Source organism: Saccharicrinis carchari, from assembly GCF_900182605.1.
In the GTDB taxonomy this organism is placed as follows: Bacteria; Bacteroidota; Bacteroidia; order Bacteroidales; family Marinilabiliaceae; genus Saccharicrinis; species Saccharicrinis carchari.
The window spans coordinates 1-9,553 of the sequence record NZ_FXTB01000022.1; the positions used below are offsets into that span (position 1 = coordinate 1).

Below are 9,553 nucleotides of genomic sequence, written 5' to 3' on the forward strand. Positions count from 1 at the left end.
GTAGGAGGCTTCGTATTCCTGCTCAGTTACACCCCTCACCGGATGCGACATATACCACTCCAAAGATTTAGGAATGCTCCACTCGTAATTAGTTTCCCCACTAACCGTTCCGTAAGTAATTAATGAAGATGGTTTTAACGGAGTGTTTTTCACTGTCAATTTATCATTGGTTGTTAAATTGCCATTCACCGTAAGTTTTGCGCCCGGGTTTAACGTTAAAGAAGACGTGGGTGTAATGGTCAGATTATTAACATATGCAACCTGAGTTCCTCCTATCTCCGGCATATTTGTAACGGAACTAATTGTTGTATTGGCACTGGCTGACGGTACCGTATTATTGGTCCAATTACTCGCTGTAAACCAATCTGTACTTGTGGCACCTGTCCATGTATAAGCTGGGATAGAAATAGTACCGAAAGTAATATAGTTACCCTTTGCATTGGCATTAAAGTTTAGGACAGAGCCGGTTTTTGCCGTACCCGAAGTAGAAGAACCGCTAATGTTATTCAATGCCACTTCATACCATTTATCGGTGAGCCACTGTACACCGCGCAAACCTGCTTCGGCGGGATTCACCCCACTGGAAGCATCCCAACGGAGCGTTAACTCAGCTGTTGCCGGAGCCGGGGCTTCAATATTCCAGTACTCGTTTGAGCTGACATATTTAACCGGATCTTCCATGTTATTGGTAGCCAACCCGGCCCCGTCGGGTGAGCTGTTATGGTACTGTGCACGCCACATACCGCCTACTGATACATTACCGACTTTAACTTTGCCGTAACGTGAACCATTGCCGAGCGGAAACTCAAAAGATGCACCGGAATTAATCTTTTTGTACAAAGGCCCATCGATGTAACGTGTAGAAGATTCACCGACAATAGCGTTAGCATCATAATTATCGACCCTAAACTGTGCCATTCCACTCACAATTACCCTACCACCAGACAAGGTTAATTTATCTTTTACATCAGCATTTAAACCAAACACAACACCCGAAGAGTTGTTAATCGTTAATCTGTTAAAACTATTCGCTCCATTAAAACCGGTTGAACCAGAAAGAGTTTGCGTGGCCAATCCATTTAGGACAAAGACCGATGAAGCACCATTTCCTGCTATGAATGATCCACTTTCAAACAGCACATTTCCTTTTACGGATATGGCTTTGTTTTGCTCATTTTTTACCACAGGCCCGTCGATACGCAAAGCACCCGTTAGCTGCACATTAATATTAGGGAAACGTCTTTCACCCGAACCTATCAACTCCAGGTTATTGAGCTGATGAATAGTACTTAGGATGTCATAATCGGTACTTCCCCCAAATCGAAGTGTTCCTCCGGATTCCTTTAAAAACTCCTCGTAAAAACCAGCAGGCATATCTCCACTTTCCAGACTTAGGATACCCGAACCAAATACTTCTCCGAGACGATGACCAAAGGTAGCGCCTATAGCCAGCAGACCATTTTCTGCAATAGTTGTTCGATACGAAGACGTATAATTAAGTTGCATTTCCACCGCATGGTTTATAATAACCATAGACCCCCGAGGTCCACCCTCAGGCACAGAACCACCCTCTACCGGATAAGTATCCCATATAGCGGCATTGTTCCAAAAACCATTGGATGTGGTTATATAAGTAGGTACTTTATCGGGTATGGCAGCATCTACACCAGCCGTGTAATCGCCACTAATACCGGCATCATCAGTAGTGGAGAAACTAAATACCAGCTCACGATTAGATTCATCTATTACATCTTCACCTGAAAACTTATTCCAATCTCCACTTCCGTCTGTTAATAATCGAGCTGTAATATAATCTGCTATATTTCCTTTCACATCACCTATATCATATTTCATCCGTGCTTCGGCAGCAAAGCCCGAAAGTCCATTAGCACGAACTACCCAATGATAATTCAACACATTATCCTTATCCAACACACTAGGGTGATACTCTCCGGCTGGTTTCACCAAAAAGCTACCGGTTCCATTACTATTGGCAGAGATAGCTAATTTTACCGGTGTATATTTGCCGGCAGACCCTACCGGAAAGGTAAAGCTGCCTGCGCCGGAAGGAAGGAACTTCTTCACCCCATTATCTGTAAAAGAAATATTGGTTTGTATCATATTAGTTGCTGAAAATGGATTTTCCTCAATAATGAGTGCTTCCTTGGCCAGCACCAATAAATTAGAACCTACATTGAATACACCTTGCTCCATTTGCAGTGCTTGATTGATATAAACAGTATTACCATCATTTACCCTGATACCCTCCGGATTATTCGTGGTCAGTTTACCAAAAGAACCGCTGCCATAAAGCATTTGCTGGTTTAGCCCACTCAAAACTACACCTCGTCCGGATCCTCCCCATTGATGATTGCCATACATATAAAGGCTTCCGTCCACAGATACTGTATTACCGTTATCAACTAACAGACCTGTCTCATGTCTTAATTCGTTTTGAATTTGGATGGAATTATTGAAACTTAATTTGCCAGGAGACGACTTGGTCAGATTGTAAAAAGTCAATTCCCCTGTAAACTCCTGGTCACCTAAACCACTAACGAAGGTTGTATTTCCTTTAGCTAAAAAACTTCCATTACTAACAAAATCACCCTCTAATATTATATCATTGCCGTTAGCATCCAAAGTAGTACCCGCCTCCACTTCCAAAAGATTAGAAACCGTCAATGGCACCGTCCATTGTTGTAAAGTTGGATTGTTGCCGCTTGAATTGCTAATAAGAAGATTAGTGATATTTGTATTAGAATAAATTCCAATTTTTTGGTTGGCCGGAGTATTATCATTTCCTATTCTTAATACTGCTACATCACTTGTATTTAGCGATTCCGGTGTTAAATATACCGATGCGAATGCAGGGTTATTCTGCGCTCTGACAATTTGCAACTCTCCACCTGTAAAGGTAAAATTACTACCTGCATTTAACACCTCGAATACACCCCTGTTGCTTTCGGGCGCCGCATCGTTACCCACAATAACAGTTCCGCCTGTCTGTGTGTAATCCAGGATACCCTCCGTTGAGGTGAGTCCACGCCTGATCTGCGAGCCCACTATCAAGTTACCAGCTGACACATTAATACCCGCATTGCCGCTGGCAGAGTATTGTATGTAATTATTTCCGCCGCTCATATCAACGGTTCCGCCACTAACCGTTAATTGACCATCTAGTAAGACACCACTATTACCATTGGCTTTTACCACTCCCTGACGCACCTCAAGCCCGGCGGTTTGAGGGATAAAGAAATCATCGTTGCCAGTGGTTAAATTCAAATTAAGATTTGCATTATCCAGAATAAGCATTCCATTTTGAAGTTCAAGCGCTTTTTTTATTCCTGCCCCACTGGTTGCCCCATTAAGGTTAAAGTTGGGACTAAAAGTAAAGCTTGATACGGTACTCGTCCCTTTATTTACAACTAAGCGGTAAAAACTGGCATCGCTTCCACTTGTTTTACTGTAGTTGTGGTCACCATCTCCGGCCAGCTCCAAAGTTGCATTATTATCAGTTGCCCCATTTCCGTTAAACAAATTAAACACCCCTGGTCTGTTCTGAATTATATTACCATTGACCTTTAAACGGTGTGTAATTCCATTTTTCGCGTTGTTCCGAACAGTAATATTGGAAGTTCCACTTCCCTGAAAGCGAATACCCCCGACTTCAACAGATCGTTCGGCACCATTATTAAACTGGAAATTGCCACCCAAGTACCCCCCCACTCTCAATTCTCCCAACACCCTGATGTCGCCATTGGCTCCGTTACTGGTTCTTAGCGTTGTGTTGCCATCCACCGTTAAGGTATTGTTAACCTGAATATCTTCATGAAAAATAGCGATACGATTACTATTACCACCTTCAACACGCAAGTTGGGAAAAACAGATGCTGCAGGTGTAATATTGTAGGTGCCATTGCTATTTAAAAAATAAGCATAAGTAAAGTTGTTTTTATTATAGAACTCTCCAAAATCTCCATCAATCGTGGGTGTATCACCAGCATTGAGGCGCTGCATAAACATTCCTCCGGTTCCCCCCATTAGACCAAACTTTATTGAGGCATTTCTGGTGAGGACCAAACGCGAACTATTGTTATTGGGATTCTCAAACTTAATTTCTGCTACCTCTATATTTTTATTATTTCTTATGGTTATAGAATGATGAGTTAAAGTAGCATCAGTGCCACCTCCATATCCAATTACTGCAATATCACCCACTTTAGGCCAGGTGCCTGCCGGTGGTCTAGCTGTATTGTTACTGGCTCCATCATGCGGCACTGTGGACCAGTTATCTCCATCTTCCCAGTAGCGCCCATACCAATTAAACGACGATAAACGCGAATAATAAACATCGGGAGTACCTTCAAACCTTGTTGATACACCTGCGGTATATGAGGCATCAACACCTTCAAAACCGTTATAAGTACCGTTTTCAAACTCCCCGGCCGACGAAGTACCGTTGAATACTAATAATCGGGTATTGGCCTCAAACGGTGAATTGTAAATATCATTCACATCTTCACTTGGTGATGACTCATAATTACGGGTATAGCTACCACCATCCAAGACAAACCCCGGCACATAGTCAACTTCATTGGAAGCTCCTGTGGGCAAATCAACTACCCCTACTCCGGTTTGATTGCGATAATAGAAACGGTAAGCCATTTGGCTCGGAACAGTAGTAAAATCTGAGTACGACACCTTCCAATATTGTTGAAGTATTTCACCGCCTGTAAGATTTGAAGTTTGAAGTTCCCCACTAACCGGACGAATGCGCACATACCCATCGTCGTTAAATCCTGCCACATTTACCTGGGCCGGGCGAAAGTAGACAGTGGTTCCACCATCGGTAGTATAACCTATTGGAAAGGTAATAGGGCTTAAATTATTACGTCGACGCCCTCTATTTTCATTAAGTGAATTTTGAACGACTTTAATTGCCAAACCACCATCGCTGGCTTTACCATCGGTATAAATGAGGTTATCGCCTGTAATACCAGAATCACCGACTTTAAGTAGACTTGAATTATCTATGTCTTCAAAAATATTATCTGCAATATCCCAAAGGTAATCTACTTTAAGCAGGTGATTTTTTGAATAAATAACTCCACGCAGAAATTGCATTCGTTCTATATGCACATCACTATTCAACTCCACCGTTGTAGAAGTATTTACATTAAAACGTATGTTCCCAAAAACGGCATTATCGGATGTATTGATAACAATCGGAGGATCTTCTCTGAATCTTATTTGAGCTGCATTTGGTGTACCTCCAACTACAGGATAATCCCCATCGGAAAAAAAAGTACCAAATCTATCGAAATTAGTAATTGAGCCCCAAATACGCATTGTTAATCGTCCTTGATCAAAAGCACCAGACAAAACACTTGCATCTCCGTTTACATCAACCGTTAACGAACTATTCCCTCTTAACCCGGAACCCGGCCCCGGGGATACCATACGTAAAGTATTTCCCGTATTGCGGTTAAGTACAAAATTTCCCAGTTCCAGCATATTTTCGTCATCATCAGAAGTGCCATTTCCATCATAATTAAATTGATCACCGGTATTTCCCCAATACAAAGTATCTATGGCCGAGGTTCCAATGGTCTGATTAAAATAAGTGGTATTGACAATTGTTGGTTGACGATTAGCACCGTTATAATTCCGTGAGCGATCGCCATCGGCTGCTGTCCAGTATTGCGCACCGGCCTCAATGTTAAAGGAACCCCCAATATACACATCGTTTACATTTGATGAACCCGTAACTGCATAAAAATCGATATTGGGATAATTAATATCAGATTCTTTACCCCTTATCCTGAAATCATTTAACACCTTCAAATCCTGACCGCCAAGAGAAAATAAAGAACCACCGCTGCCAGACTGGCCACCATCTAATTTAAAAACCGCTGAGTTTGAAGTCGATTTATTTAGTTCTAAATTATAGAAAGGCGCCTTAGAGGTGATAACAAAGTCATGGCTATTAGCAATATTAAAAACAACATTACCACCTGTTACATTTTGATTTGCAGGATCAGAAGCAATAAAAACACCTCCTCTGCTATTGGCCTGATGAATATGTAGCGTACCACCAGACATGTTAAACACATTGCCCGGATAAGTGAGGTTAAAACAATAGTAGCTGGTACTAGTGCTTCCTCCCAACACATTGGTAATACCGCCAGACTGCACATAGCCACCAATATTTTCCATACCATATACAGAGGTTCGTAATTGGTTCATATTAAGAATTCCGCCCTCTACCTTTACCAATGCTTTACCCCGTGTGGTTATACCACTAGGCACCAAAGCATCTAAAATGCCTGCGCTTACCTGTATTGTACCGTAGGGAACAATAGCTGTTCCGTTGGTTTTGGCCACATAGCCTCCATCGACCCATAAACGGGCTGCTTCAGATATATTGTAATTTCCTGTGTTATTTAAAACGGGTATGTTTACATTGTTTTTTATACGTACGGTTCCCCTAAGCAATCCAAGTGCATTGGTATTGGTTGTGAGTTGTGCAACCTGAGGATGGCCTTGATTGGCATATCCCAACAGTTTAAAATAGTCAGTATCTGTAGCTTCCAATATCAGCTCATAGGTGGCATCCGTTCCTTTGTCAATTTCGACTCGGTACAAATTAGATGGTCCATTAAAAAAGGCCAATTGATTTTTTGAGTTGTTCAAGAAATTAACATCCACAATTCCATCACTTGCTTCGCTATTATAAACAGCTAAAGTTCGATTGGTAAACGCAACGCTCCCGTTGTTGGTAAAGTCGCCATTCAAATTAAACTGGTGACGGGCATTACCGGTTCCGGTAAGGAGTTTCCCATTTTCTTCAACAATCACCTCTCCATTCACCGTTACAGTTAATGGATTGGTAGCGGCCCCGTTATTAAACTGGAAATCACCTTTTTTAATCCGGAACTCACCATGGATATTTAGGTTGCTTAACAGCGTTATTTTGTCAGAAACGGTAGACAGGTTAATTTCCAGATTATAAAATGTTAAATCCTGTGTCAAGTCAAAACCGCTGCCATAGTATACAACTGTTCCTTCTCCCTGGCCTGCCGACGTAAAATGGGTTGCATCACCTGCCGGAAAATAGTTGTCGCTTAAAAGAATTCGCCCTCGCCCACGAATTTGACCAAAATTATGACCCGAGGTGGCCTGCAAGTCCAAACGACCATCCACCCTTATCTGTTCATGTATTTTATCATTGGCAGAAACCGTTACCGTTTTTCCATTTAAAACAACCACCTTGTCTGACGGGCCTGTTGGTGATGTAGTGGGGGTAAACTGGTTGGGGTTATTAGGTAAAGCCCCGGATGGATCCAAGGTCCATACTTCCCAATTGTCCCAATCCCCACTAATTAAAGTGTACCAGGTGCGGGTTGAGCCTCCCTCAAGCGGACTGGCCGTTTGATTGGTAGTGCCCAATGTGTAGTAACCATTCTCAAAACTTGCATCTGCCACCTCAAACCAAACTCTTTCACCTGAATCTACACCTTTATCCACTATACTTACTTCACTGTAATTTCCTGCGGCCGTACTTTTCCTGAGTAGCACATAGTTACTTAATTCCTGCGGGAATGAGCCATCCACAAAAGCTTCCGGAAAACTAAAACTAATTTTAGCCGTTGAAGCGCCCCCTTTTTGCACATACCAATTACGATTCCAGGCAGCAACAGCACCAGATACGGTCACATCCGATCCGGTCTGAATGTTATCTTCATCGTTAAGGGCTCCATTATGAGCAGCCGAAATATAATCATCAATTGCTGCATCGTTTAAAGTAGTATATAAACCAGCAGAGGGGCCAAAATCCTTAAATTCGCTTGATGTTCTGGCATAAGCTGTCAAATCTCCATAATAAGCTGCATTCGAAGGAGCGTAAGCGAGATTGGTCTCCTGCACACTTATCCCATACTTAGTACTTAAGTAATTAACAACCAAAGCTCTACAAACGGGCGATAAGTTGGTTTTATAAATAATTATCTCCGCTATTTGTCCTTTAAAATTATTGGCACCACTATAGTTTTCATCCATTTTACCAATCTCGATAGCATCGGCAACGTTACTTAGCGGGTTATAAAATCCCGATGTGGTAGATGCTACCGAAGATCCATTACTAAAAAGTTCAAACAGACTTCCCCCTTTATATTTATAATGTGCGATATAATTGCCCGGCGCAACGGATCCTGGTTGCGTAATCCTGGTGCCGGTTGCGTCTCCATTTAATTGATTTTGGTTGTATATAAACATTACAAAAGAAAAGGCCGATGTATTGGTTCTTTTTGACACCAAACCCCTGGGTGTATTTGCATCGGCTCCTGTGTTATAAACCACAAACATTTCCAGTGCATCTAAATTATCGAAATCACCATGGTTAGCAATTTGGAGATTACCACTGGTAAATGCAGAGAAATCAACCGCATTTTCGCCGCCCAAAGTACCCATAGTTAGGCTGGCACCTGTGTTTAACGCATGATGGTTGTTTCCAGATTTATCAAACCAGGTTTCACCATCGCCCAAGGTGCTTAAGTCTGAGGCATCGAGCCATAATATATTGTGTGGCTGACCGTTTGTTCCATCACTATTACCGATACCGGCAGGACCGGTTTGTGCGTTTATCATTAAACTTAGCAGTACAAAAATCGATAGTAACAAATACTTCATATGAATATTTTTTATATTTCTTTTTAACCTGAAAAATGCATGTGTTTTTTACCTTCCGCATAAACAGTGAAAAACCCTAAAAGTTTTAAAAAACTTTTACAAGAGCTAACCCTTTATTTTACATAAACAAAACCGATCATCAAAGCCCTTTTCCTAAAATTTATAAATAAGTAAGGTTAAACAACTAGGATTTTATAAAAATCCAAAAGGGTACAAATTTACCTATTTATACGATTCCTCGGTTAAATGTTATATTAACTTTAAAAACAGTCTGATTTTAATGATGAATAGCACAATTGGAATGACGAATACGGGATTCACACCCTCCTGTCTAAAGCAAACAGGCAATCCTCCATTTGGGAGGAAAAGAAAGAGTCCCTCCAACTCCACCAACATAGAAAGCCACAAAAATCCCCGTTTGGGGCAGAGTGAAGTGCCCCTGCCAGTTTTCCCAAAATGGGGTAGAGCTTGGAAAACGATCGCGCTTAGCTATGGGGTGGAGGGAGAAATAGGTGGGGTGGATTTACAGCTTATATCTACCCCCAACCTCCTGCAATGCTGCTGCGCAACATTTTCTAGAGGGGGGGGGGCAGATTTACAGCGGAGAATCTTTACTTATCCAGCAAATACCACACGCAAGGAATTCCGCGCCATTTAAAGGCGGGGTGGATGCTATGAGGTACGAAAAAGCAGACGGCGTGGCTGTGAAGACTTGCTACGTTAAAGCAACTCACATCTGAAAGTAAATTACGTACCAATCCCCATCCCTCGTTGAGTGTTGACAATGTTTTGAATTAACACAATGCAATACTTAAACAACACACGGGACGAATATTGGCATCATGCAAATATTCGCCCCGTG

General features: G+C 41.9%; 1 protein-coding gene. It reads right to left on the reverse strand.

Annotation, left to right across the window (positions count from 1 at the left end):
• Positions 1-8,691, reverse strand: an 8,691-nt coding sequence (locus FN809_RS17540) for a hypothetical protein (protein WP_142534849.1), incomplete at its 3' end; no start/stop codon positions are given.
• Between the last annotated feature and the right edge of the window lie 862 nt (positions 8,692-9,553).